This is a genomic window from Amycolatopsis sp. NPDC047767 (genome assembly GCF_040704195.1).
GTDB lineage: Bacteria > Actinomycetota > Actinomycetes > Mycobacteriales > Pseudonocardiaceae > Amycolatopsis.
Map to the genome: position 1 here is coordinate 404,634 of NZ_JBEYSJ010000004.1, position 21,913 is coordinate 426,546.

Annotated in this window: 21 protein-coding genes; 3 read left to right on the forward strand and 18 right to left on the reverse strand. The window is 71.3% G+C overall.

Annotation, left to right across the window (positions count from 1 at the left end):
* Positions 1-179: 179 nt before the first annotated feature.
* The 11 genes from mmsB to AB0878_RS10815 all read right to left on the reverse strand — a co-directional run bounded on the left by mmsB (position 180) and on the right by AB0878_RS10815 (position 12,753).
* Positions 180-1,403: a multiple monosaccharide ABC transporter permease gene (gene mmsB / locus AB0878_RS10765; RefSeq protein ID WP_366578614.1), complete on the reverse strand. Its 1,224-nt coding sequence runs from the start codon at positions 1,401-1,403 to the stop codon at positions 180-182.
* Positions 1,400-2,920 carry a multiple monosaccharide ABC transporter ATP-binding protein gene (gene mmsA / locus AB0878_RS10770; RefSeq protein WP_366578616.1) on the reverse strand — a complete coding sequence of 507 codons (1,521 nt, stop codon included), beginning with the start codon at positions 2,918-2,920 and terminating at the stop codon, positions 1,400-1,402. The genes mmsB and mmsA overlap by 4 nt, the downstream gene beginning before the upstream one ends.
* On the reverse strand, positions 2,917-4,017 hold the full coding sequence (gene chvE / locus AB0878_RS10775; protein ID WP_366578618.1) for a multiple monosaccharide ABC transporter substrate-binding protein: 1,101 nt from the start codon (positions 4,015-4,017) through the stop codon (positions 2,917-2,919). The genes mmsA and chvE overlap by 4 nt, the downstream gene beginning before the upstream one ends.
* Positions 4,018-4,071: 54 nt before the next feature.
* A complete protein-coding gene (gene araA, locus AB0878_RS10780; protein ID WP_366578619.1) occupies positions 4,072-5,577 on the reverse strand; it encodes an L-arabinose isomerase in 1,506 nt (501 codons plus the stop codon).
* A gap of 30 nt (positions 5,578-5,607) precedes the next feature.
* Entirely contained in the window at positions 5,608-6,285 is a 678-nt protein-coding gene (locus tag AB0878_RS10785; protein WP_366578621.1) for an L-ribulose-5-phosphate 4-epimerase, read from the reverse strand.
* Between the two features lies 1 nt (position 6,286).
* The gene (gene araB, locus AB0878_RS10790; RefSeq protein ID WP_366578723.1) at positions 6,287-7,960 is read right to left on the reverse strand and encodes a ribulokinase; all 1,674 of its coding nucleotides are present in this window, start codon (positions 7,958-7,960) and stop codon (positions 6,287-6,289) included.
* A 60-nt stretch (positions 7,961-8,020) separates the two neighbouring features.
* Positions 8,021-9,040 carry a LacI family DNA-binding transcriptional regulator gene (locus AB0878_RS10795; protein ID WP_366578622.1) on the reverse strand — a complete coding sequence of 340 codons (1,020 nt, stop codon included), beginning with the start codon at positions 9,038-9,040 and terminating at the stop codon, positions 8,021-8,023.
* Between the two features lie 123 nt (positions 9,041-9,163).
* Positions 9,164-9,592, reverse strand: coding sequence for an MmcQ/YjbR family DNA-binding protein (locus AB0878_RS10800; RefSeq protein ID WP_366578624.1), 429 nt, complete (start codon positions 9,590-9,592; stop codon positions 9,164-9,166).
* 235 nt (positions 9,593-9,827) lie between these two features.
* Positions 9,828-10,373: a hypothetical protein gene (locus AB0878_RS10805; RefSeq protein ID WP_366578625.1), complete on the reverse strand. Its 546-nt coding sequence runs from the start codon at positions 10,371-10,373 to the stop codon at positions 9,828-9,830.
* A 91-nt stretch (positions 10,374-10,464) separates the two neighbouring features.
* A complete protein-coding gene (locus AB0878_RS10810) occupies positions 10,465-11,433 on the reverse strand; it encodes a GNAT family N-acetyltransferase (RefSeq protein ID WP_366578626.1) in 969 nt (322 codons plus the stop codon).
* Between the two features lie 162 nt (positions 11,434-11,595).
* Complete coding sequence (locus tag AB0878_RS10815) at positions 11,596-12,753, reverse strand: LLM class flavin-dependent oxidoreductase (RefSeq protein ID WP_366578628.1); 1,158 nt, start codon at positions 12,751-12,753, stop codon at positions 11,596-11,598.
* A 181-nt stretch (positions 12,754-12,934) separates the two neighbouring features.
* On the opposite strand from AB0878_RS10815, the gene AB0878_RS10820 reads away from it, so the two are divergent.
* Entirely contained in the window at positions 12,935-13,948 is a 1,014-nt protein-coding gene (locus tag AB0878_RS10820) for a helix-turn-helix domain-containing protein (RefSeq protein WP_366578630.1), read from the forward strand.
* A 3-nt stretch (positions 13,949-13,951) separates the two neighbouring features.
* On the opposite strand, the gene AB0878_RS10825 is transcribed toward AB0878_RS10820, so the two are convergent.
* Together AB0878_RS10825 and AB0878_RS10830 are read right to left on the reverse strand one after the other, a co-directional pair.
* Entirely contained in the window at positions 13,952-14,239 is a 288-nt protein-coding gene (locus tag AB0878_RS10825) for a hypothetical protein (protein ID WP_366578631.1), read from the reverse strand.
* The gene (locus AB0878_RS10830) at positions 14,236-15,318 is read right to left on the reverse strand and encodes an MFS transporter (protein WP_366578632.1); all 1,083 of its coding nucleotides are present in this window, start codon (positions 15,316-15,318) and stop codon (positions 14,236-14,238) included. The genes AB0878_RS10825 and AB0878_RS10830 overlap by 4 nt, the downstream gene beginning before the upstream one ends.
* A 121-nt stretch (positions 15,319-15,439) precedes the next feature.
* On the opposite strand from AB0878_RS10830, the gene AB0878_RS10835 reads away from it, so the two are divergent.
* Positions 15,440-16,132, forward strand: coding sequence for a TetR/AcrR family transcriptional regulator (locus AB0878_RS10835; protein WP_366578634.1), 693 nt, complete (start codon positions 15,440-15,442; stop codon positions 16,130-16,132).
* A 51-nt stretch (positions 16,133-16,183) separates the two neighbouring features.
* Here the strand turns inward: AB0878_RS10835 and AB0878_RS10840 are convergent, their stop codons facing one another.
* The 5 genes from AB0878_RS10840 to AB0878_RS10860 form a co-directional block, all read right to left on the reverse strand.
* A complete protein-coding gene (locus tag AB0878_RS10840; protein WP_366578636.1) occupies positions 16,184-16,663 on the reverse strand; it encodes a cupin domain-containing protein in 480 nt (159 codons plus the stop codon).
* On the reverse strand, positions 16,660-17,571 hold the full coding sequence (locus tag AB0878_RS10845; RefSeq protein WP_366578638.1) for an NADP-dependent oxidoreductase: 912 nt from the start codon (positions 17,569-17,571) through the stop codon (positions 16,660-16,662). The genes AB0878_RS10840 and AB0878_RS10845 overlap by 4 nt, the downstream gene beginning before the upstream one ends.
* 24 nt (positions 17,572-17,595) lie before the next feature.
* Positions 17,596-18,810, reverse strand: a complete 1,215-nt coding sequence (locus AB0878_RS10850; protein WP_366578640.1) for an MFS transporter — start codon at positions 18,808-18,810, stop codon at positions 17,596-17,598.
* A gap of 13 nt (positions 18,811-18,823) precedes the next feature.
* Positions 18,824-19,462: an HD domain-containing protein gene (locus AB0878_RS10855; protein WP_366578642.1), complete on the reverse strand. Its 639-nt coding sequence runs from the start codon at positions 19,460-19,462 to the stop codon at positions 18,824-18,826.
* A gap of 117 nt (positions 19,463-19,579) precedes the next feature.
* Complete coding sequence (locus tag AB0878_RS10860; protein WP_366578644.1) at positions 19,580-20,314, reverse strand: alpha/beta fold hydrolase; 735 nt, start codon at positions 20,312-20,314, stop codon at positions 19,580-19,582.
* A gap of 229 nt (positions 20,315-20,543) precedes the next feature.
* Between AB0878_RS10860 and AB0878_RS10865 the strand changes: the two genes are divergently transcribed.
* A complete protein-coding gene (locus AB0878_RS10865; protein WP_366578646.1) occupies positions 20,544-21,497 on the forward strand; it encodes a GlxA family transcriptional regulator in 954 nt (317 codons plus the stop codon).
* Positions 21,498-21,913 lie beyond the last annotated feature (416 nt).

Sequence of the window (21,913 nt, forward strand, 5' to 3'; positions counted from 1 at the left end):
AGCTTTCTTCGAGGCACGACACGGGATCCAACATCGCGGCCGTGGGGGTGTCAAGGTTCGAATCGTGATCCGGCAGCCAGGCGGACACCCCGCCTGGCTGCCGCACCCGCGCACCCCCGCACCCGCGCACCGTCCAGTTCCCTCCGCGTCCAGCACTCCACAGTGGACGCACGCCGGCTCTAAGCGGTTCCCCGGCGTTTCGTCCAGATGTCGTACGCGACGGCCGCGAGCAGGACGACGCCCTTGACCAGCATCACGCGCTCGCTCGGGGCGCCGATCAGCGACATGCCGTTGTTGATCACGGCCATGATGAGCCCGCCGGTGATCGCGCCGACGACCTTGCCCACGCCGCCCTGCACGGCGGCGCCGCCGATGAACGCGGCGGCGATCGCGTCGAGCTCGAAGTTCACGCCGGCCGTGGGACCGGCCTGGTTCAGTCGGCCGGCGAAGATGATCCCCGCGAGCGCGGCCAGCACGCCCATGTTCACGAAGATCCAGAACGCCACCGACTTGACCTTGACGCCCGACAGCGTCGCGGCCTGGAGGTTGCCGCCGACCGCGTAGATGTGGCGGCCGAACACCGAGCGCCCGGCGACGAGCGAGTAGCCGACCACCAGCACGGCCAGCAGGATCAGCACCCACGGCAGGTTCTTGAACCGCGCGAGCTGCACCACCACGGCGAGCACCAGGATCGCGGCGCCGGCCACCTTCGCGACGAACACCGGGTACGGGTCCACCTCCTGCCCGTACCCGAGCCGCGCGGAGCGCTTGCGCTGCTGGGTGATCGCGATCGCGGCGACGGTGAGCACGCCGACGATGAGGCTGACCAAGTCGGCGCCGCCGAGCGGGCCGAGGCCGATGTTGCCGAGGTAGCCGTCGGTGAAGCCGTTGGACAGCGTGCGGATCGCGTCGGGGAAGGGGCCGATGCCCTGGTTGCCCAGCACGGTCAGCGTCAGCGCGCGGAACGCCAGCATGCCCGCCAGCGTCACGATGAAGGCCGGGATGCCGAAGTAGGCGACCCAGTACCCCTGCCACGCGCCGATCACCGCGCCCGTCACCAGGGTGATCAGCACCGCGAGCGGCCACGGCACGTGCAGGTTGACCATGAGCACCGCCGAGACGGCGCCGGTCATCGCGACCACCGACCCGGCCGAGAGGTCGATGTGGCCGGAGATGATCACCAGGATCATGCCGATCGCGAGGATCAGCACGTAGGAGTTCTGCACGATGATGTTCGAGATGTTCTGCGGCTCGAGCAGCGCGCCGCCGGTGAGCACCTCGAACAGCACCACGATGAGGGCGAAGGCGACGTAGATCCCGCTCTGGCGCGGGTTGATCGAGATCCGCCTGCCCGGGGTGGCGGCCGGGGGCGCGGCGGGCCGGGCCGTGTCCGTTGTGGTCATGGGCGTTCCTTCGTCATGTACTGCATCAGCAGCTCCTGGGTGGCGTCCTCGCGGGCGACCTCGCCGGTCACCCGGCCCGCGGACAGCGCGTAGATCCGGTCGCACAGGCCGATCAGCTCCGGCAGCTCGGAACTGATGACCAGCACGGCCTTCCCTTGCGCGGCAAGGGAGTTGATGATCGAGTAGATCTCGAACTTCGCGCCGACGTCGATGCCGCGGGTCGGCTCGTCGAGGATCAGCACGTCCGGGTCGGTGAAGATCCACTTGGCCAGCACGACTTTCTGCTGGTTGCCGCCCGAGAGCTTCCCCGTCACGCTGCGCACGGTCGGCGCCTTGATCCGCAGGTCCCGGCGGAACCGTGCGGCGGTGTCGTGCTCGGCGTGCTCGTCGACCCAGCCGCGGCGCGCCAGCTTGCCCAGGCCCGCGGCCGAGACGTTGCGCTGCACGTCCTCGATCAGGTTGAGCCCGTAGCGCTTGCGGTCCTCGGTGGCGTAGGCGATGCCGTGGCGCACCGCGTCGCGGACCGAGCGGACGTCGATCGGCACGCCGTCCTTGATCAGCCGGCCGGAGATGCCCGTGCCGTAGGAATGGCCGAACACGCTCATCGCCAGCTCGGTCCGGCCCGCGCCCATCAGCCCGGCCAGGCCGACCACCTCCCCGCGCCGCAGTGTGAGGTTGGCGCCGTCGACCACGACCCGGCCCGGCTGGGTCGGGCTGTGCACGGTCCAGTCCTCGATCCGCAGCACCTCGTCGCCGATGTCGGGCTCGCGCGGCGGGAAGCGGTGCTCCAGGTCGCGCCCGACCATGCCGGTGATCAGCCGCTCCTCGGTGAGCCCGGCCGCGTCGAGGGTCTCGATCGTCCGGCCGTCGCGCAGGATCGTGACGGTGTCGGCGATCGCGATCACCTCGCCGAGCTTGTGGGAGATGATCACCGACGTCACGCCGTCAGCGCGCAGCCCGCGCAGCAGGTCGAGCAGGTGCGCGGAGTCGTCGTCGTTCAGCGCGGCGGTCGGCTCGTCGAGGATGAGCAGCTTCACCTGCTTCGACAGCGCCTTCGCGATCTCCACGAGCTGCTGCTTGCCCACGCCGAGGTCGCGCACCGGCGTGACCGGGTTCTCCGCGAGGCCGACGCGCCGCAGCAGCTCGCCGGCCTCGTGGTTGGTGCGGTTCCAGTCGATGAACCCGCGCCGTGCCCGCTCGTTGCCGAGGAAGATGTTCTCCGCGATCGAGAGCTGCCCGCACAACGCCAGCTCCTGGTGGATGATCACGATACCCCGGCGTTCGCTGTCCCGCACGGAGCCGAACTCGCACGCCTCGCCGTCGAACCGGATCTCGCCGTCGTAGCTGCCGTGCGGGTGCACCCCGGAGAGCACCTTCATCAGGGTCGACTTCCCGGCGCCGTTCTCCCCGCAGATCGCGTGGATCTCCCCGCGGCGCACGGAAAGGGTGACGTCGGCGAGCGCGGTGACCCCGGGGAAGGTCTTCGTGATCCCGCGCATGCCGAGCAGTTCCGTCATTTCAGCTGGCCCGCGGTGTAGTAGCCGGAGTCCAGCAGCTCCTTCTGGTAGTTGGTCTTGTCCACGACCACGGGCTGCAGCAAGTACGAGGGCACGACCTTCTTGCCGTTGTTGTAGTCGGTGGTGTTGTTGACCTCCGCCTTGCCGCCCTTGAGCACGGTGTCGGCCATCTTCACCGTGACGTCGGCGAGCTTGCGGGTGTCCTTGAACACCGTCGAGTACTGCTCGCCGGCGATGATCGACTTGACCGACGCGACCTCGGCGTCCTGGCCGGTGACCACCGGGTAGGGCTGGCCGGCGGTGCCGTAGCCGTTGCTCTTGAGCGCCGAGAGGATGCCGATGGACAGGCCGTCGTACGGCGAGAGCACGCCGTCGACCTTCGCGCCGCCGCCGTAGGTCTTGGTGAGCAGGTCCTCCATGCGCCGCTGCGCGGTGGCCGGGTCCCAGCGCAGGATCGCGGTCGGCGCGAACGTCGTCTGGCCGCTCTTCACCACGAGCTTGCCACTGTCCATGAGCGGCTTGAGCACGGACATGGCGCCGTTGAAGAAGTACGTCGAGTTGTTGTCGTCGGGCGAGCCGCCGAACAGCTCGATGTTGAACGGGCCGGGACCGGTGCCGAGGCCCTTCACCAGCGAGGTGGCCTGCTCCACGCCGACCTTGTAGTTGTCGAAGGTCGCGTAGTAGTCCACGTTGGGACTGTTGAGCAGCAGGCGGTCGTAGGCGATCACCGGGATCTTGTGGTCGGCCGCCTCCTGCAGCTGGGTGGTGATCGCGGTGCCGTCGATGGAGGCGATCACCAGCAGCTTGGCGCCCTTGGTGATCTGGTTCTCGATCTGGTTGACCTGCGTGGGGATGTCGTTCTCGGCGTACTGCAGGTCGACCTTGTAGCCGAGCTTCTCCAGCGCTGCCTTGATGTTGTCGCCGTCGTGGATCCAGCGTTCCGACGACTTCGTCGGCATGGTGACGCCGATCAGCGCCCCCGCCGACGAGCCGGCGGCCGGCTGCTGGTCGGCCGTCTTCACGCTCGAACCGCAGGCGGCCAGCGTCAAAGCCAGCGCCGCGACGGTGACCCCTCGGATTCCTCGGATGAACTTCATTGTTCGTGCTCCTTTCAGAAGCCCTGGGCGAGCCGGTGGTAGGCCTGGTTCCAGTCAGAAGCCCTGGGCGAGCCGGTGGTAGGCCTGGTTCCAGCGGATCCGGTCGGCGAACCCGGAGGTGGTGGTGCCGGCGTCGATGGTGAGGAGCTCGACGCCGAGCAGGTCGGCGAAGTCGCGCAGCGTCTCGACCGGCACCGCCTGGGTCAGCACGGTGTGGTGCGGCGCGCCGGCGGTGATCCACGACTCGGCCGACGTGGCGAGCGACGGCGCCGGCCGCCAGACCGCGCGCGCGACCGGCAGGCTGGGCAGCGGCTCGTCGGGCGGGACGACCTCGATCTCGTTGGCCACCAGGCGGAACCGGTCGCCGAGGTCGGCCAGGCCGAGCACCACACCGGGGCCGGGGGCGGCGTCGAACACGAGCCGCACCGGGTCCTCGCGGCCGCCGATGCCGAGCGGGTGGATCTCGCACGACGGGCGGGCGGCGGCGATGCTCGGGCAGACCTCGAGCATGTGCGCGCCGAGGATCTTCGGCTCGCCCGGCCCGAAGTGGTAGGTGTAGTCCTCCATGAACGACGTGCCGAGGCCGGTGCCGGCCCCCATCGCCTTCACCGCGGCGAGCAGGGCCGAGGTCTTCCAGTCGCCTTCGCCGCCGAAGCCGTACCCGTCGGCCATCAGCCGCTGCACGGCCAGCCCCGGCAGCTGCCGTAGGCCGCCGAGATCCTCGAAGTTCGTGGTGAACGCGCCGAAACCGCCCTCGGTGAGGAACCGCCGCAGCCCCAGCTCGACTTTCGCCGCGTACCGCAGGGACTCGTGGCGGGCGCCGGATTCGGCGAGCTCCGGCGCCAGGTCGTAGGCCGACGCGTACTCGGCGACCAGCTCGCCGGTGTCCTTTTCGGACGCGCGGTCGACGAGCTCCACGAGGTCGTTCACGCCGTAGGTGTTGACCGAGACGCCGAAGCGCAGCTCGGCCTCGACCTTGTCGCCTTCCGTCACGGCGACGTCGCGCATGTTGTCCCCGAAGCGCGCCAGCCGCAGCTCCCGCAGGTGGTCCGCGCCGATCGCGGCCCGCGCCCACGCGTCGATCCGCGCCACGACCACCGGGTCGCCCGCGTGCCCGGCAACGGTCTTGCGCGGCACGGAAAGGCGGGTCAGCACGTGGCCGAACTCGCGGTCGCCGTGCGCGGCCTGGTTGAGGTTCATGAAGTCCATGTCGATGGACTGCCACGGCAGGGCTTCGTTGAGCTGGGTGTGCAGGTGCAGCAACGGTTTGCGCAACGCGTCGAGCCCGCCGATCCACATCTTCGCCGGCGAGAAGGTGTGCATCCACGCGATCACCCCGACGCAGGAAGTGTCGGCGTTGGCTTCGAGCAGCAGCCGGCGGATCGCGGCGGCCTCGGTCAGCACCGGTTTCCCGACCAGCTCGGCCGAAAGCCGTCCGGTCGAGGCCAGCAGCCGCTGGATCTCCAGCGACTGCCCGGCGACCTGCGCCAGCGTGTCCTCGCCGTAGAGCGCCTGGCTCCCGGTGAGGAACCAGACCTGGGGTTTGTTCTGCGAAGCCATTTCTCTCCTCGTCGGGTGCGCCGGCCGGGCTCAGCGCTGGCCGTAGACGTTCTGGTAGCGCGCGTAGAGGCGGTCGACGTCCTCGGGCGGCAGCGGCGCGGGCGCGCCGAGCTCGAAGGCCTTGTGGACGGTCCGGGCCACGTCCTCCACCAGCACCGCCGCCTTCACCGCGTCGCGGGCGGTGCGCCCGACGGTGAACGGGCCGTGGTTGCGCATGAGCACGGCGGGGGAGCGGCTGGCCCGCAGCGTCTCGACGATGCCGCGGCCGATGGAGTCGTCGCCGATCAGCGCGAACGGCCCGACCGGGATCTCCCCGCCGAACTCGTCGGCGATCATCGTGAGCACGCACGGGATCGGCTCGCCGCGTGCGGCCCACGCCGTGGCATAGGTGGAGTGCGTGTGCACGACCCCGCCGACCTCGGGCAGGTGCCGGTACACGTAGGCGTGGGCGGCCGTGTCGGACGAGGGCGCGAGATCGCCGTCGCGCAGCCGCCCGTGCAGGTCGGTGACGACCATGGTGTCGGCGGACAGCTCGTCGTAGGACACCCCGGACGGCTTGATCACCATCAGCTCGCGCCCGGGCACCCGCGCCGAGACGTTGCCCGCGGTCCACGCGACCAGCTCGTTGCGGGTCAGCTCGCCGTGCAGATCGGCCACCGTCTGGCGCAGTTCGGCGACGGTGCCGAGCAGTTCGTCGGTCAGCGACATGTCAGGACTGTCCTTTCCGGCCGGGGGCGGCGGCGTGGCGACGGGCCGCGAGGCGGTGCAGCACGTCGCTGCCGCCGCGGCCGAAGTGGTCGTGCAGCTCGCGGTAGTCGGCGTAGAGCTCGTCGTAGGCGCGGACGTGGGCCGGCACCGGCCGGTACACGTCCCGGTGGACCGAGCCCATCGCGCGGGCAGCCGCGGCGATGTCCGGGTGGGCGCCGGCCGCCACCGCGGCGTGGAGGGCCGAGCCGAGCGCCGGTCCCTGCGCGGACCCGATCACCGACAGGGGCAGGTTCACCACGTCGGCGTAGAGCTGCATCAGGAAGGCGTTGCGGACGAGTCCGCCCGCCACGACCAGCTCGGTGACCGGCACCCCCGAGTCCCGGAAGGCTTCGACGATGGTGCGGGTGCCGAACGCGGTGGCCTCCAGCAGCGCCCGGTAGGTGTCCTCGGCGCGGGTGGCCAGCGTCTGGCCGACGACGACGCCGGACAGCTCGTGGTCCACCAGCACGGAGCGGTTGCCGCTGTGCCAGTCGAGCGCGACCAGCCCGTGGGCGCCGATTTCCTGGCCGGCGGCCAAGGTCGTGAGGTGCTCGTGGAGCGAGACGCCCGCTCGTCGCGCGTCCTCGTGGTAGCCGGGCGGTACGCCGTGCTCGGCGAACCAGGCGAAGATGTCGCCGACCCCGCTCTGCCCGGCCTCGTACCCCCACAGCCCGGGCACGATCCCGCCGTCGACGACCCCGCACATGCCGGGGACCTCGCGCAGCTCCTCGGCGTTGAGCACGTGACACGTCGAGGTGCCCATGATCGCGACCATCCGGCCGGGTTCGACGGCCTGCGCGGCGGGCGCGGTCACGTGCGCGTCGACGTTGCCGACCGCGACGGCGATGCCTTCCGGCAGCCCGGTCCACGCGGCCGCTTCGGCCGTGAGCGAGCCGGCGCGGTCGCCGAGGCGCCCGAGCGCCCGGTCGAGCTTGTCGGCCACGAAGTCCGCGAAGCCGGGGTTCAGCTCGCGCAGGAAATCGGCGCTCGGGTACTCGCCGTCCTGCAGGATGCCCTTGTACCCGGCGGTGCAGGCGTTGCGGACGTAGTGGCCGGTGAGCCGCCAGACAATCCAGTCGGCCAGCTCGACCCAGTGCGCCGTCGCCGCGTAGACGGCCGGTGCCTCCTCGCACACCTGCAGCGCCTTGGCGAACTCCCATTCCGACGAGATCCGTCCGCCGTAGCGGGGCAGCCACTTCTCGTCGCGGGCCCGTGCGAGCTCGGTGATCCGGTCGGCCTGCGGCTGGGCGGCGTGGTGGCGCCACAGCTTCACGTACGCGTGCGGCTCGCGCTCGAACTCCGGCAGCTCGCACAGCGGCGTTCCGTCCACAGTGGTCGGAACCACCGTGCACGCAGTGAAGTCGGTGCCGAGACCCACGACGTCGGCGGGGTCGGCGCCGGCGTCGCGCAGGGCGGCGGGAACGGCGGTGCGCAGCACCTCGACGTAGTCCGAGGGGACCTGCAACGCCCAGTCCGGCGGCAGCGGCTCGCCGGTCGCGGGCAGCGCCCGGTCGACGACGCCGTGCGGGTACTCGTGCACGGCGGTGCCCAGCTCGGCGCCGTCGGAGACTCGCACCACGACGGCGCGGCCCGAGAGCGTGCCGAAGTCGACGCCGACCACGAGAGGCTCGTGGATGTTAGCGTTAACATTCGGAGAGTGCGGGGACACGGGGTTCTCCTTCGGTGGGGACCGCGCTCAGCGTGGTCCGGTGCTCTCCCGGACGATCAGCTCGGGCTCGACCAGGTGGCGCACGTGCTGGTCGCCGCCGCCCATCCGCTCGGTCAGCAGCCCGAACGTGCGCCGGCCGACTTCGATGAAGTCCTGGCGCACCGTGGTCAGTGGCGGCGTGAAGTACGCCGCCTCGGGGACGTCGTCGAAGCCGGCCACGTGCACGTCCGCCGGCACGCCGACGCCGGCCTCGGTGAACGCGCGCAGCAGCCCCAGCGCCATCTGGTCGTTGGCGGCGAACACCGCGTCCAGCCCGTCGGGCACTTTCTTGGCCAGCACTCGCCCGGCGGCGTAGCCCGAAGCCGGGCTCCAGTCGCCGCGGACGACGGGTGGCACCTCGGCGCCGTGGCGCTCCAGCGTCTCGCGCCAGCCGCGTTCGCGTTCGAGCGCCTCCAGCCAGTCCTCCGGCCCGGCGATGTGCCACACCGTGCGGTGCCCGAGCGCGAGCAGGTGCTCGGTGGCGCGGCGGGCCCCGTCGTACTGGTCCACGGAGATCACCGGAACCGGCGCGCCTTCGCCGCCGCCGACGGCGACGACCGGGACCGCCGAGGGCACCCCCGCCAGCGCCTGCCCGGCCGTGACGTGCGGGGCGATCACCACGATCCCCTCCACCGCCTGGCGCCGCAGGATCTCCACCGCGTCCGCGATGGACGACCGGCCCGGGCGGCTCACGCTCGAGATCGTGATGGCGTAACCGGCTTCCCGGGCGGCGTTCTCGATGCCGTGCAGGGTGCTCGCGGGTCCGTACAGATTGGACTCGAGCGCGACTACGCCGAGCGTGCCGGACCGGCCCGTGACGAGCGCGCGGGCCGCGGAGTTGGGCCGGTAACCCAGCTCCTCCACCGCGGCCATGACCCGCGCCCGGGTCTCGGGGCGGACCGGGCCCGTGCCGTTGATGACCCGGGAGACGGTCATGTGGGAGACACCCGCGAGGCCGGCCACGTCCGTGAGGCTCGCCTGCCGGTCGCCGGCCGCTCCTGCTGACACTTCGTCACCGCCTTCCTCGTCCGGGTGGTCCGCGTCACTCTTTCCGGCGCATAGTGTTAGCGATAACAGTCACCCGGTCAAGACTCGGCTGGGTCACGACTGGGTCTCCCCGGCCTCCGGTGATCACCCGGCCGGGGGTGGGTGTTCAGCGAGCCACGCGGCCGCGCGGCGGGTGGAGGCGCGCGAGAGCCACGCCTCCTGCACCACCTCCGCCAGCTCGCCCCGGCTGAGTTCGCCGAGGCGGCACGCCCGCGCCAGCACCGAAAGGTGGCCGCGGAAGTGCGGGGTGGTGAAAAACGGCGTGGCCTCGTCCTGCACGAGCGCTTCTTTGTCGGCGTCCGACGGGACCCAGAAGACGATCACGTCGGGGTAGCGCTCACCCGTGTCCGGGTCGAAGGCGTCCGGGCGCGGGTTGCGGAAGAAGACGAACGACTTGCCGCCGACCTGGTACACGGGCTTGCCTTCCGAGCCCGGCCAGATCTTGACGTGCGGCATCGCGAGCGCGAGCTCGTGCACGTCCTCGACGCACGCGGGACGGTCGTTGTCCGGCATCGGTCGAGTGTAGGGGCCGGGTCGCGCCGACGCGACGATCGCGGCACTCCGGGCGGTGTCCACTTCGGACACCGCCGTGACGGCCGTCGCGCTCGGCCGGGGTCGAGCCCGTGCGGGCACTCCGGGTCGACGCGGCCCGCTGGGTTCAGCGCCGGCGCCGCGAAACGCGCCGGGCGGTGCGCCGCGAGGTGCGGCGGGCGATCCTGCGGGATCCGAACATGGTCTGCCTCCTGTCTCAGGTGCGGCTGGGGGTGGCTGTTTCGAAGGCGTGCAGCTGCTTCGCTTCCTCCGCGCTGACCAGGCCGATGGCGACGAGGTCGAGCGGGCTGATGAAGCCGTCGGAGATGCGGAACCCGCCCGCCTCGGCGATGGCGTCGCGCAAGGGGATGGCCCAGCGGTGTTCCAGCAGCACGAGGGCGGCGGCCGAGCCGTCCGGGATCTCCGACAACACGTCCCAGGCGTCTTCGTCGGAGAACACGTCGATGCCTTCCGCGGCCTCCTCGGCACCCGCGAGGGCGCCGGCCTCCATGCCTTCCTCGCCGTCGATCCCGAGCCCGATCAGCGCGCCGACCTTGCTGCCGAGCTCGACGGCTTCTTCGTCACTGATGTTGCTCAGGTGGGCGACCTCGATCCCGCCGTCGGAATCCTTGTGCACGGCCAGCGCGTCGACCACGTTGACGGTGCCGCTCTCCCTCAGCCGTTCGAGCTCCGCGATGACCGCGCCGTGGAAGTCCGGGTCCGGAAATCCCAGTACGACGAGCTGGATGGGTCCGATCGTCATGAGTCTGCCTCCGTTCTGCGTCCCTCAAGGCGAGCATCTGGGGGCGGGTCGCGGACGGCCTCATCTGCGGGAGGTGAGCTTGCCCCGTGCGTCAGATCTCGAGCGCCCAGCGGACGTAGGGCCGCTTGGCCGTGAACCCCGCTCTCGCGAAGATCCCGGACACGCCCTCGGGGCTCGCCGAGTCCACGTCCGCGTCGGCCCGATCGAAGCCGTGCTCGGCGGCCGCCCGCAGCGCGTGTCCGAGCAGCGCGGTGGCGACGCCCTGGTTGCGGTAGGCGGGGATCGTCCCGATGGCCATGAAATGCACGCCGCGGACGCCGGTGACCGCCGCGTCGGCTTCCCAGCGGTTGGCCACGAGCATGCCCGCCGCGGTGCCGTTCGCCGGGTCGCGGAGCAGGAAACTGGCCTCGGGCCGCAGGGTGTGGTTGGCGATCTTGTTCCGCCAGTTGTCCGCGGGCGACGGAGCCGGGTTCCAGTCGTCCGCGTACGCCTTGTTGCGGGTCACGCGGAAGTCCTCGTCGCTGTCCTCGGACCACGGCTCGATCCGCAGCCCGCCGGGGATCGCCGGTTCGGGGAGCGCAGTACCGAGCGGGCGCTCCATGCGCTGGAAGTACCGGACGGGTGCGAAGCCCCGCGGGGCCAGGACTTCGGCCAGGCCGTCGATGTGGCCGGACTTGTGGACGTCGATCGCGAGCGGCAGCGCCGGGTGGTGCAGCGCGTGCAGCGTTTTCGCCGCCGCCACCCCGGCTTCGACGAGCGCGGCGCCGATTCCGCGGCGCCGGTGGTCCGGGTGCACGCCGCCGTCGAGGACCACGCGGTGGACCTCTGCCGCGTGCCGCTTGTAGCGGATCTTCATGTACCCGACCATCACGTCGCCGTCGAAGGCCGCGAGGCTCGCGCGCGCCAGATCCGCGTACGGGTCGACCAGCTCCTGGAGGGTGTCCTGCGCGGTGTAGTTCTCGCCGATCCGGTCGACGGTCTCCATCGCGTTGAGCAGATCGGCCGCCGCCTGGGCGTCATCGCGGGTGAGCGGCCGCCAGGTGAGCGACGTGGTGTCCATGCGCCCGAAGCTATTCACCCCGTGGGCGGGCTGTCGCTTCGTTTTCGGCAAAACGATCGCGGCCGGCCGCACGTCCTGCACGCGCGATGCCGGCCTGACGCAAGGGAAAGGCCCACGGCGGCACCCAAGCCAGAACCGGTGCCGCCGGGCCCGCGCCCGAGATCAAGCCGACTTCTCCGCCTCGTGCCGGGCCTTCGCCTCTTCCAGGGCCTGGCCCTGCCGGCTGTGCAGCTCGGCTCGCAGCTTCTTCGCCTGCGCCTCGGTCGCGGCGAGGCGGTCGAGGCGCTGCTGGAAGTGCGGGGCGACGGCTTCGGCGAACAGCTCGTAGTGCCGCGCCGCGGCGGCCGGCGTCGCCCACTCGTGCGCCATCATCAGGTACGAGCCGAAGCCGCCCTTCGACTGCGCTTCGAGGGTGCCGATCTGGCGGATCGCGTCGTCCGGGGTGCCGATCACGCCGATGCCGCTGGCGTTGATCCAGTCGACGCGCTCGGTGAAGGTCGCGCCGCCGGGTTCGAAGTGGGGGACGGCGGCGACGTGCTGCAGGTAGTTGCACCAGTCGTCGAGGCCGTGCTCGACTTCGGCGTAGGCCTGTTCCTTCGTCTCGGCCAGGTGCATCGGCCCGACGAGCCGCCAGCCGTCGCGGTTCATCGTGGTGCCGAACTGCGTGGCGCGTTCCTCGGCGACGTCCCAGTGCTGGGCCAGCAGGTCGAGGTCGCCGGTCAGGGTCGCGCCGATCGACAGGAGGCTGAGGCCGTGCTTGCCGGCGATGCGCGGCCCCGACGGCGACGCGATCGCGGCGACGCCGACCTCCAGGCCGCCCTGGGTGAAGGGCCGCAGCTGGCACAGCGCGTCGCGCAGCCGGTAGCGCTCGGTCTTGACCGTGACGGGTTCGGCGCCGTTGAGCAGCTGCATCAGCACGTCGGTGTCCTCCTCCAGCGCGCCGCGCTGGCTGAGGGGGTCGAGCCCGATCATGGACGCGTCGGTCGGCAGCGAGCCCGGGCCGAGGCCGAGCATGAACCGGCCGCGCGTGAGGTGGTCGAGCAGGATCGCGCGGTCGGCCACCCACAACGGGTTGTGGTAAGGCAGCGAGAGCACGCCAGTGCCGAGCTTGATCGTCTTCGTCTGCGCCGCGACGTGGGCGATGAAGATCTCCGGGCTCGCGATGAGCTCGACGCCGCAGGAGTGGTGCTCGCCGATCCACGCCTCGTCGTAGCCCAGCCGGTCGAGCAGCTTGATCGTCTCGATGTCGCGAGCCAAAGCCGCCACCGGGCTCTTGATCGGTGAGGCGTGGAACGGGGCCATGAAGACGCCGAAACGCATGAGTCCTCCTTGACTTCGCCGGCCGGGTGATCGACGGTAACGCCGGTGCGGCGCGCCACACCGGGCTCGCGGCGGAACCGTTCAAAAGATGAACACCCCGCCCGTTCGGGGGCTGGCAGCGCGCTCCACCGGTGCTGCACACTCGGGTTTCCCGGCGACGAAGCCAGGAGAGGAGCCGCCCGTGCCCGCCTCGGACGTCTGGCAACAGTTCCTCGAGGCCGATCGCCGCGGGGCGGCGCGCCCGGAGATCGAGGAGTCGTGGGTCCGGTCGCGGCAGTCGGGCGTCGATCCCGAGCGGCTCGACCTCGCGCCCGCCGAGTTCGACCCCGAAACCCTGCTCGTCGCGGTCGGCAGCCGCGTCATCCCCGGCACGGCCGATCTGCTCGTGGGCGACGCCGCGTCGGTCGCGCTGGTCGACCCGCGCGGCACGCTGACCTGGCGCTGGGAGTCCGATCCCGCGTTGCGGCGCGACCTGCAGCAGGTGGAGGTCGAGCCCGGGCACCGCTACGTCGAGGACGGCGTCGGCACCTGCGGGGTCGGGCTGTCGATGGCGGTGCGGTCCGCGTCGATGGTGGTCGGGGCCGAGCACTACAAGCAGGCCTGGCACCCCTACACGTGCGCGACCGCGCCGATCGTCGACCCGACCACGCGGCTGCTGCTCGGTTCGGTCAACGTGTGCTGCCGCGCCGAGCACACCAACCGCTTCGTGATGGCCGCCGTCGTCGCGTTCGCCGAGCGCCTGCGTTCGGCGTTGCGGGACGCGGCCACGCCCCGGCAGCGCCGGCTCGTCGACGCGCACATGACGTTCCGCTCCCTGCCCGGCACCACCGTGATCACGCTCGACGGCGAGATCATGATCAGCGACGGCGGTCCCGCCGCGACCCTGCCCGACCGTGCGACGCTGTGGGCGATGCTCCGCGAAGCCGGCCCCTCGGCCACGCACCTGCCGCTGGGCGACGGCCGCGTCGCCACCGTCCGCCCCGTCACCCCGGGCCGCTTCGAGGACGGCTGTGTCCTGATTTTCAGCGCGGTTTCGGTGTCGGAGCACGAAAATCCGCTCCAGAACGCGGAAGCCGAGATCATCCGTGAGGTCCTCGTCGCCTGCCGCGGCAACAAGACCGCGGCGGCGCACCGGCTCGGGATGGCGCGCGGCACCTTGTACAAGCGCATCCGCCGCTACGGCCTGGGCGACTGAGCTTCACTGCTGCGCGTGCTTCGGCAGGAACCGGACCAGCAGCAGCACCAGCACGTAGACACCGGCGCAGAGGCCGAACACCAGCTCGGCGGCGGACAGGTACGACGCGGCCGACGGCGGCCCGACGCGGGCGAAGAACACGGTGCCGAGCGCGGCGACGCCCAGGGCGCCGGCGAACTGCTGGGCCGCGTTGAGCACTCCGGCGCCGGTGCCGACCTCTTCGGTGGTCGCGTCGCCGAGGACGAAGTCGAACAGCGGCACGAACAGCAGCCCGGAACCGAGTCCGGTCACGAGCAGCGCGGGGGCCAGCTGCCACCCGGCGATGCCCGCGCCCCAGTGGGCGATCGACCACCGGAGACCGAGCAGGCCGACGATCGCGATGGCCAGTCCCCGTGGAGGTTCGCTCGCCCGAGCTTCGCGGCGAGCACGGCGCCCGACAGCAGTGTGGCGACCGCGGTGCCGACGGCCCACGGGATCAGCGCGAAACCGGTCCGCAACGGTGACCAGCCCAAGCCGGACTGCGGCAGCAGGTTGAGCACCAGGACGAACGCGCTCAGCGCGGCGTAGAACCCGCCGACGATCACCAGGCCCACCACGAAGCTACGCCTGCGGAACAACGACGGCGCGATGACCGGGTGCGCGCTGCGGCGTTCGGACACCACGAACAGCCCGAAGGCCACCAGGCCGGCGGCGATCATCACGTAGGTCCACGCGGGCCAGCCGAGGTCACGGCCCTGGATGAGCGGCACGATCAGCAGCGCCGAACCGGCGGTGAGCAGGCCGACGCCACGCACGTCCAGGCGCGCGGTGCGGTCTTCGCCGCTGTGGCGGGGGAGGACCCACCAGGCGAGCGCGCCGGCGAGAACGCCGAACGGGACGTTGACCAGGAAGATCGAGCGCCACTCACCGCCGAACAGGTCCAGGTGCAGCAGCCAGCCGGCCAGCACGGGGCCGGCGACGGTGGCCAGGCCCATGATCGGGCCGAACGGCATGAGCGCCTTGCGCAGGTGCTCGGGCGGGAAGACGATCTTCACCAGCGCCAGGCCCTGCGGGATCATCACCGAGCCGAACAGGCCCTGGACCACCCGGGCGGCGATGAGGAACCCGGCACCGGGCGCGAATCCACAGGCCAGCGACGCGACGGTGAAGCCGGCCATGCCCAGCAGGAACAGCCGGCGGCGGCCGAGCAGGTCACCGAGGCGGCCCGAGGTGATCAGGCCGAGCGCGAACGCCGCGGTGTAGGCCGAGAGCACCCACTGCAGCGTCATCGGCCCGCCGCCGAGATCGGCGCGGATCGACGGCCCGGCCAGGTTGGCGACGCTCGTGTCGACGAGATCCATCAGTTCCGCGACGACCACGACGACCAGCATCAGCCAGGCTCGGCGGACGGGTAGCGAGGCCGTTGCCGACCCGGCTGACGAACTAAGTTCAGTAGTCACGAACAAAGTTCTAGATGACGAACTAAGTTCGTGTCAAGGTAGGGTGGTGGTCATGCCCGCCGCTTCCCGCCGTGCTCAGCGCTCCGCGTCTGCCGCTTCCCGCAAACCGCCCATCACCGCCGAGCGGATCACGGACGCGGCCCTGCAGGTCGTCGCCACCGAGGGCTACGACGCGCTGACCATCCGCCGCGTCACGGCCGTGCTGGGCACCGGGCCGTCGTCGCTCTACGCCCACATCACCACGAAAACCGACCTCGACGACCTGCTCATCGGCCGGCTCTGCTCGGAGATCTCGCTGCCCGAGCCGGACCCCGCGCGGTGGCGGCAGCAGATCCACGACGTCTACGCCCAGCTGCGCGACCGCTACCTCCAGTATCCCGGCGTGTCCCGCGCGGCGCTCGCCCTCGTCCCCACCCATCCGGAGACCCTGCGCGTCAGCGAGGGCATCCTGGGCCTCCTGCTCGCCGGCGGCGTCCCCGCACAGACCGCCGCGTGGGCCCTGGACTCACTCACGCTGTACGTCACCGCGTACGCCTGGGAACGCTCACTGGTCCACCAACGGCAGAAGAACCCGGACGACGCCTGGGTGCTCAGCCGGGAGGATCTGGTCGAGCGGCTGGGCGCGCTGCCGGCCGAGCGGTTCCCGCACACCCGCCGGCACGCGGCCGAGCTGACGTCGGGTGTGGGTCACGAGCGGTTCGAGTTCACGCTGTCGCTGATGCTCGACAACCTCACCACTTCTTGATCAGGGCTCGCGAAGCGGTGAGGTTGTCGAGCCGGACCGGGTTCACAGCGGTCAGCCGTGCGGGTCGTCGACTTTCAGCTGTTCTCCGGTCGTCGCCACGAACACCACCAGCAGTTTCGCCGGTTCGGTCGCGCTGACGTTGTCCGTGGACACGTGGTGCGCGCCGGGCTGTTCGGTCCAGTTGTCGCCCTGGTGGTAGGTGCGGGCGGGCTGGCCTTCGAGCTGGCTGCGGATGGTGCCCTCGAGTACGTAGGCGTAGACGAAGGCGTCGCCGTGGCGGTGCGGGGCCGCGCTGGCGGACGGGGGGAAGGTGACGATCGACGAGGTGAACGTCTTCCCCGGGATGTTCGGGAGGGCCTGGGCGAGGAGCGGGGTGAGGGTCTCGGCCGGATGACCGGAAGCCGGGGCCGGAGCGGAAACAGAAGCCGGAGCCGAAACAGGAGCGGCCGGCGGGGACTGCGTGGCGGACGAGCAGCCGGCGACCGCCACCGCGGTGAGCAGGAGGCCGCCGGCGACCCGCGGGCGGATCACTCCGCCACCTGGATGATCGTCTTGCCCGGAGTCCGCTGGCGGCGCGCGAAGGCGTCCGCCGTCTCGGCGAGCGGGCGTACGGTGCTGACGATCGGCTTGAGCCGTCCGTCGCGGACGCGCTGGGCGAGGTCCGCCAGGCGCAGGCGGTCCGGTTCCACCACGAAGAAGACGGCGCGCCCGTCGGCCGGCTGGACCTCGGGCGGGGCGGCGATGGTGACGACGGTGCCGCCGGGGCGCAGCAGCTTCGTCGAGCGCTCGAGGACCTCGCCGCCGATGACGTCGAGGATGACGTCGGCCGGGCCGGCCGACTCGAAGGAGGCGGTGTCCACAAAGGAGTGCGCGCCGAGGCCGAGCACGAAGTCGCGGTCGGCGGGGCGGCCGGTGCCGATCACCTGAGCCCCCGCCTCGTGGGCGAGCTGCACGGCGATGGACCCGACACCGCCGGCGGCGCCGTGAATCAGCACGGTCTGGCCGGCGGACAGCGAAGCGTGGTCGAACAGCGCCTGCCACGCCGTGAGCCCCGAGATCGGCAGTGCCGCGGCCACGGTGTGGTCGATGTCCGCGGCGAGCGGCGCGAGGTTGCGGGCCTCGACGGCGGTGTACTCGGCGAGGGCCCCGTCGCGCAGCCAGTCGGTGAGGCCGAACACGCGCTGCCCGACGCTCAGGCCGGTGGTGCCGTACCCGAGCTCGGCGACGACGCCGGACAGCTCGTGCCCGGGCACGCTCGGCGTGCGGTCGCGCCCGGCGCGGTCGGTCCAGGTGCCGGGCCAGTCGAGCTCGCCCGGGGTGAAGCCGGCGGCGTGGACGCGCACGATGACGTCGTTCTCGGCGGCGTGCGGGTGGGGCACCTCGGCGAGCTTGAGGCCGGCGATGCCCGCGTTCTGGTTCTGTGCGGTGATGGCTTGCATGTCGGGTCCTTTCCGGACAGTCACTCAGTGGTGTTGGGATGCAACGAGTTGGGCGACCCGCCGGGACGAAGAGGACTGCACGGCGGCGCTCACGGACAGCACCCCGACGAACGCGAGGTACGCGTAGCCCGTCGTCTCCAGGCCCCAGTACGGCTCCAACAGCCCGGCCGCGAGCGACGGGAGGCTCAGCGCCGCGTAGCTCACGACATACGCGGCGGAAAACACTTCCGAGCGTGTCTTCGTGGTGGTGGCCGCGCTGATCCCGCGCAGGGTTCCGGTGAACGTCAGGCCGACGCCCAGCCCGGCGATCACCGACCCGACGAGGAAGCCGGCCGCGGAGCCGAAACCCAGCGCGCCGGCCAGCACCGCCGAGCCCACGACCAGTCCGACCGCGCCCATCAGCGTCGCGATCCGGGCCGAGTGCCGCGCCGCCCACAACCCGCCCGCGCTGTTGGCGAGGAACAGCACCGCGATGGCGAGACCGCCCGCGGCGCCGAATCGCACGTGCAGGACGTCGGTCACCAGCGAAGGGGCGAGCGCCAGGAACAACCCGGTCAACGCCCAGCCCGCGACGATGGCGGGCACCGCGCCGAGGAACGCCGGGCGCGTCTCGCGCGGCACGCGGACGCGCGGGCGCAGCGACGCCAGCACGCCGGGGCGCCGGCCGGCGGTCTCGGGGATGGCGAACACCAGCGCGGCGACGACCATGAACGCCACGGTGAGCACCGGGAAGACCACCGCGTCGGGATGCGGGCCGGCCTGCACGAGCAGGCCCGTCAGCCCACCGCCGGCGGCGAGCCCGAAGCTCGTCCCCACCGCGGTCATCATCGGGCCGCGGTGCGGGCGATCGGCGGGGGAGAGCTCGACCAGCCCGGCGGCCAGCGCGCCCGTCGCCATCCCGGTGGCGAGGCCCTGCACGATCCGGGCGGTCACGAGCGCGCCGACCCCGCCGGCCGCCCAGAAGATCGCCGTGCCGGCCGCGGCTACGAGGAGCGACGCGACCAGCACCGGCCGGCGCCCGACGTGGTCACTCAGTGAACCGACCGTCAACAGCGCGCCGACCAGGCCGGCGACGTACACGGCGAACACGACCGTCAGGATCGTCACCGAAAAGCCCCACCGCTGCAGGTACACCGGGTAGATCGGCGAGGGCGCGCTCGTCGACGCCATGAGGAGCACGTTGGCGAAGACGAGCAGAGCGAAGGAAGCCCCCCGGCTCAGGCTGTGTCGGTCGTCCATCTCGACGTCCGGGTCAGCTTGACCAGGGCGAGCCGGTGATGCGCTCGACCGTGGTCGTGCGGCGGAAATCGGGGATGAAGTGCTCCAGGATGTCGGAGTTCACCGTTCCGTTGGTGGTTTCCGGGCGGTGCTTCAGCGCGTCGACGAAGGTGCGCAGGAAATCGTTCTTGAAATCGCCGCGCGGGTGGAAGGCGAGGATTTCCTCGACCTGGGCGAGGTCCAGACCGTCGAAGCCGAAACCGAGCACGTCGGTGAGCACGCCGAGGTGGGTCGTGGCGATTTCCGGGCCCATGCGCCCGGGGATTCCCGGCGTGGTGTGCAGGGCGATGGCCGTCCACACGGTGTCCGCGGCCTCGCGCGAGAAACCCCGGTCCAGCAGGAACTTGCGTCCGTGGTCGGCGCCGTCGACCTCGAAGCGCTGCTCCACGTCGGAGAACGGCGTGATGAGCCCGGTGTCGTGGAACATCGCGGCCAGGTAGAGCAGTTCCGGATCGGGTTTCACGCCGAGCCGCTGCGCGTGGAACTGGCTGAAGAAGTAAACCCGGCGGGAGTGGTGGTAGATGAGCGGGTTGGTCGTTTCCTGGATGAGGCGCGACGCCTCGGCGACCGCTTCCGTCTCCGGGATCTCCACACCCGCGATGATCTCTGACATGACTGCTGCGCTTCCGTTCTTTTCTCGACGGATTCTGTCCTTCTCCATGGTGCCGATCGAGGCGCCCGCGGTGCCGCCTTTGTCCGGCCAGGAACCACTCAGATCGGGACGCGCGGTTCAGCCGTCGACGGTGTGTGAATGCAGGAGTGCCGAGACGAACGCGTCGGGCCGGGTCAGAAACGCCTCGTGGTCACCCGGAACGGTGATCGGCTCGACGCCGAGCCGGGCCGGGAACCGCGGGCACCACGCGTAGTCGCCCGGGGGCATCGCCAGGTCGCATTCGCCGGCCAGGTAGCTGATCGGCAGGCCGAGCGTCGACAGCGCGGGGGCGTGCAAGGGCTGTTCGAAGTAGCTCATCGGCTGGGGGACGAGCAGTTCGTAGATCAGCTTCTGCGTCGGTTCGGGCGTGTCCTGGGCGAAGGCGCTCTGAAACACCGGGTAGGGCAGGACCACGGAATGGTCGCCCGACTCCTGCGCGAGCTGCCGGAAGAGCGCGGCGTGCCCCGGCGGGACGTCGTCCACGAGGGCCACGCCCTGCTCCGGCACGAACGCGCTGTGGAAAACGAGGCGGCGCACCCGGTGCGGAACCCGGTGGGCCGCACCGAAAACGGGGTAACCGCCCCAGCTGTGGGCGACCAGCGTGACGTCGGTCAGGTCGTGCGCTTCGAGGAAAGTCACGACGAAGTCCACTGTGTCCTCGAGCGTGAAACGCCGGGGATCGTCGCCGTCCGCGAGGCCCGGCAGCGTCAGGGCGACCACGTTGTGCCCCGCGGCGCGCAGCCGCTGGGCGACCGGCCGCCACGCCCACGCGCCGTGCCACGCGCCCGGAACCAGAACGTACGTCTCCACCATGGTTCGATTCACCTTCCTGTGGCTTCGTTGCCAGAGGGCTCGCGGCCCGTGCCGGACCTGCTTCTCGGTCGGGCCTGTGACGTAGGGAACGTAGCGAGCAGTTCCGTTACGGTCAAGTAGTGTAACGAAACTCGTTCGGCTCACTTTTGTGGTGACGGTGTGCTACCAATGCCCTGTGCGCCCGTCTCCCGCCTCCACGACCGCCCGGCCCGGTTCCCCTGAGCGCGTCGTGGCGATCCTGGTCTTCGACGGGGTGACGCTGCTGGACGTCGCGGGCCCGGCGGAGGTGTTCAAGGAGGCCAACCGCTTCGGTGCCCACTACCGGATCGTGCTCGTGTCGCCGACGGGCGAGGACGTGGTGTCGAACCTCGGGTTCAAGGTCGCGGTCGAGGGCTCCGTGCGCTCCGAGCCCGCGCCGGACACCTACCTCGTGGCCGGCTCGGACCTCTTCCCGAGCACGCCCGTGCCGTGCGACCTGGCCGAAGCCGCCCGCGTTCCGGTCGACGGCGCCCGCCGCGTCGCCTCGATCTGCACGGGCGCGTTCGTCCTCGCCGCCGCCGGCCTGCTCGACGGCAAGCGCGCGACCACGCACTGGAAGGTCACCCACGAGCTCGCCTCCCGCTGCCCGACGTGCCGCGTGGAGCCCGACGCCATCTACGTCCGCGACGGCACCACCTACACCTCCGCCGGCGTCACCGCCGGCATCGACCTGGCCCTGGCCCTCGTCGAGGAGGACCACGGCCCCGACCTGACCCGCGACGTCGCCCGGTCGCTGGTCGTGTACCTGCAGCGCTCGGGCGGGCAGTCGCAGTTCTCGGCGCCGCTGCAGGGCCCGCCGCCGCGCTCCCCGGCCCTGCGCACCATCACCGACCTGGTCACGGCCAACCCCGGCGCCCGGCACTCGCTGGGCGACCTCGCCAAGCACCTGAACGTCAGCACCCGCCAGCTCACCCGCCTCTTCCACGACGAACTGGACACCACCCCGGCCCGCTACGTGGAGAACATCCGCTTCGACCTGGCCCGGGCCCTGCTCGACCAAGGCCACAACGCCACCCAGGCCGCGACCCTGGCCGGCTTCCCCAGCTACGAAGCTCTGCGGCGCGTGTTCGCGCGGAAGCTGTCCATCAGCCCGGCGGCTTACCAACGCCGGTTCAGCACGGCTCGGCGCGCCAACGCGGGGTAGTTCTTCGCGGCCGTCAGGGTCGGTCGGCAGCTCGACGTCGCGGCCGTCGTTCGCCGGGCCGACCCAGGCTCGCGGCGACGTCGGCCGGCTTGTGACGAACGCCCGGCGTTCGCCGCTCGGGCGCTCGGCGTGCGTGTCGCTGAGTGAACACCTCAAGCCTGACCTGCGTGGGTGACGTTTGGCCCCCCGCGGCAGGACGTCTGGCGTTGCCGGCTCGGCTTGCTGAGTTGCGGGTCGCAGTGCAGGTCCGCCGTGTCCGGCGAGGTTTCTGTCGTTCGTCAGGCTGGTCGCGACTGCCACGCGGCTCGCACTGTCTCCGGCGTGACCTGGGTTCGCCGCGGCGAGGCCGATCCGGCTCACCTGGGACGGGCGATGTTTCGCGGAGCCGCGGCGAGCACCGTTGCGTCGTCTGCCTA

Excerpts from the sequence above, each read along its gene's own strand:
- mmsB (WP_366578614.1), bottom strand. The coding sequence starts at position 1,403 with ATGACCACAACGGACACGGCCCGGCCCGCCGCGCCCCCGGCCGCCACC.
- mmsA (WP_366578616.1), bottom strand. The coding sequence starts at position 2,920 with ATGACGGAACTGCTCGGCATGCGCGGGATCACGAAGACCTTCCCCGGG.
- chvE (WP_366578618.1), bottom strand. The coding sequence starts at position 4,017 with ATGAAGTTCATCCGAGGAATCCGAGGGGTCACCGTCGCGGCGCTGGCT.
- araA (WP_366578619.1), bottom strand. The coding sequence starts at position 5,577 with ATGGCTTCGCAGAACAAACCCCAGGTCTGGTTCCTCACCGGGAGCCAG.
- AB0878_RS10785 (WP_366578621.1), bottom strand. The coding sequence starts at position 6,285 with ATGTCGCTGACCGACGAACTGCTCGGCACCGTCGCCGAACTGCGCCAG.
- AB0878_RS10800 (WP_366578624.1), bottom strand. The coding sequence starts at position 9,592 with ATGCCGGACAACGACCGTCCCGCGTGCGTCGAGGACGTGCACGAGCTC.
- AB0878_RS10805 (WP_366578625.1), bottom strand. The coding sequence starts at position 10,373 with ATGACGATCGGACCCATCCAGCTCGTCGTACTGGGATTTCCGGACCCG.
- AB0878_RS10810 (WP_366578626.1), bottom strand. The coding sequence starts at position 11,433 with ATGGACACCACGTCGCTCACCTGGCGGCCGCTCACCCGCGATGACGCC.
- AB0878_RS10815 (WP_366578628.1), bottom strand. The coding sequence starts at position 12,753 with ATGCGTTTCGGCGTCTTCATGGCCCCGTTCCACGCCTCACCGATCAAG.
- AB0878_RS10830 (WP_366578632.1), bottom strand. The coding sequence starts at position 15,318 with ATGCTGGTCGTCGTGGTCGTCGCGGAACTGATGGATCTCGTCGACACG.
- AB0878_RS10835 (WP_366578634.1), top strand. The coding sequence starts at position 15,440 with ATGCCCGCCGCTTCCCGCCGTGCTCAGCGCTCCGCGTCTGCCGCTTCC.
- AB0878_RS10845 (WP_366578638.1), bottom strand. The coding sequence starts at position 17,571 with ATGCAAGCCATCACCGCACAGAACCAGAACGCGGGCATCGCCGGCCTC.
- AB0878_RS10850 (WP_366578640.1), bottom strand. The coding sequence starts at position 18,810 with ATGGACGACCGACACAGCCTGAGCCGGGGGGCTTCCTTCGCTCTGCTC.
- AB0878_RS10855 (WP_366578642.1), bottom strand. The coding sequence starts at position 19,462 with ATGTCAGAGATCATCGCGGGTGTGGAGATCCCGGAGACGGAAGCGGTC.
- AB0878_RS10860 (WP_366578644.1), bottom strand. The coding sequence starts at position 20,314 with ATGGTGGAGACGTACGTTCTGGTTCCGGGCGCGTGGCACGGCGCGTGG.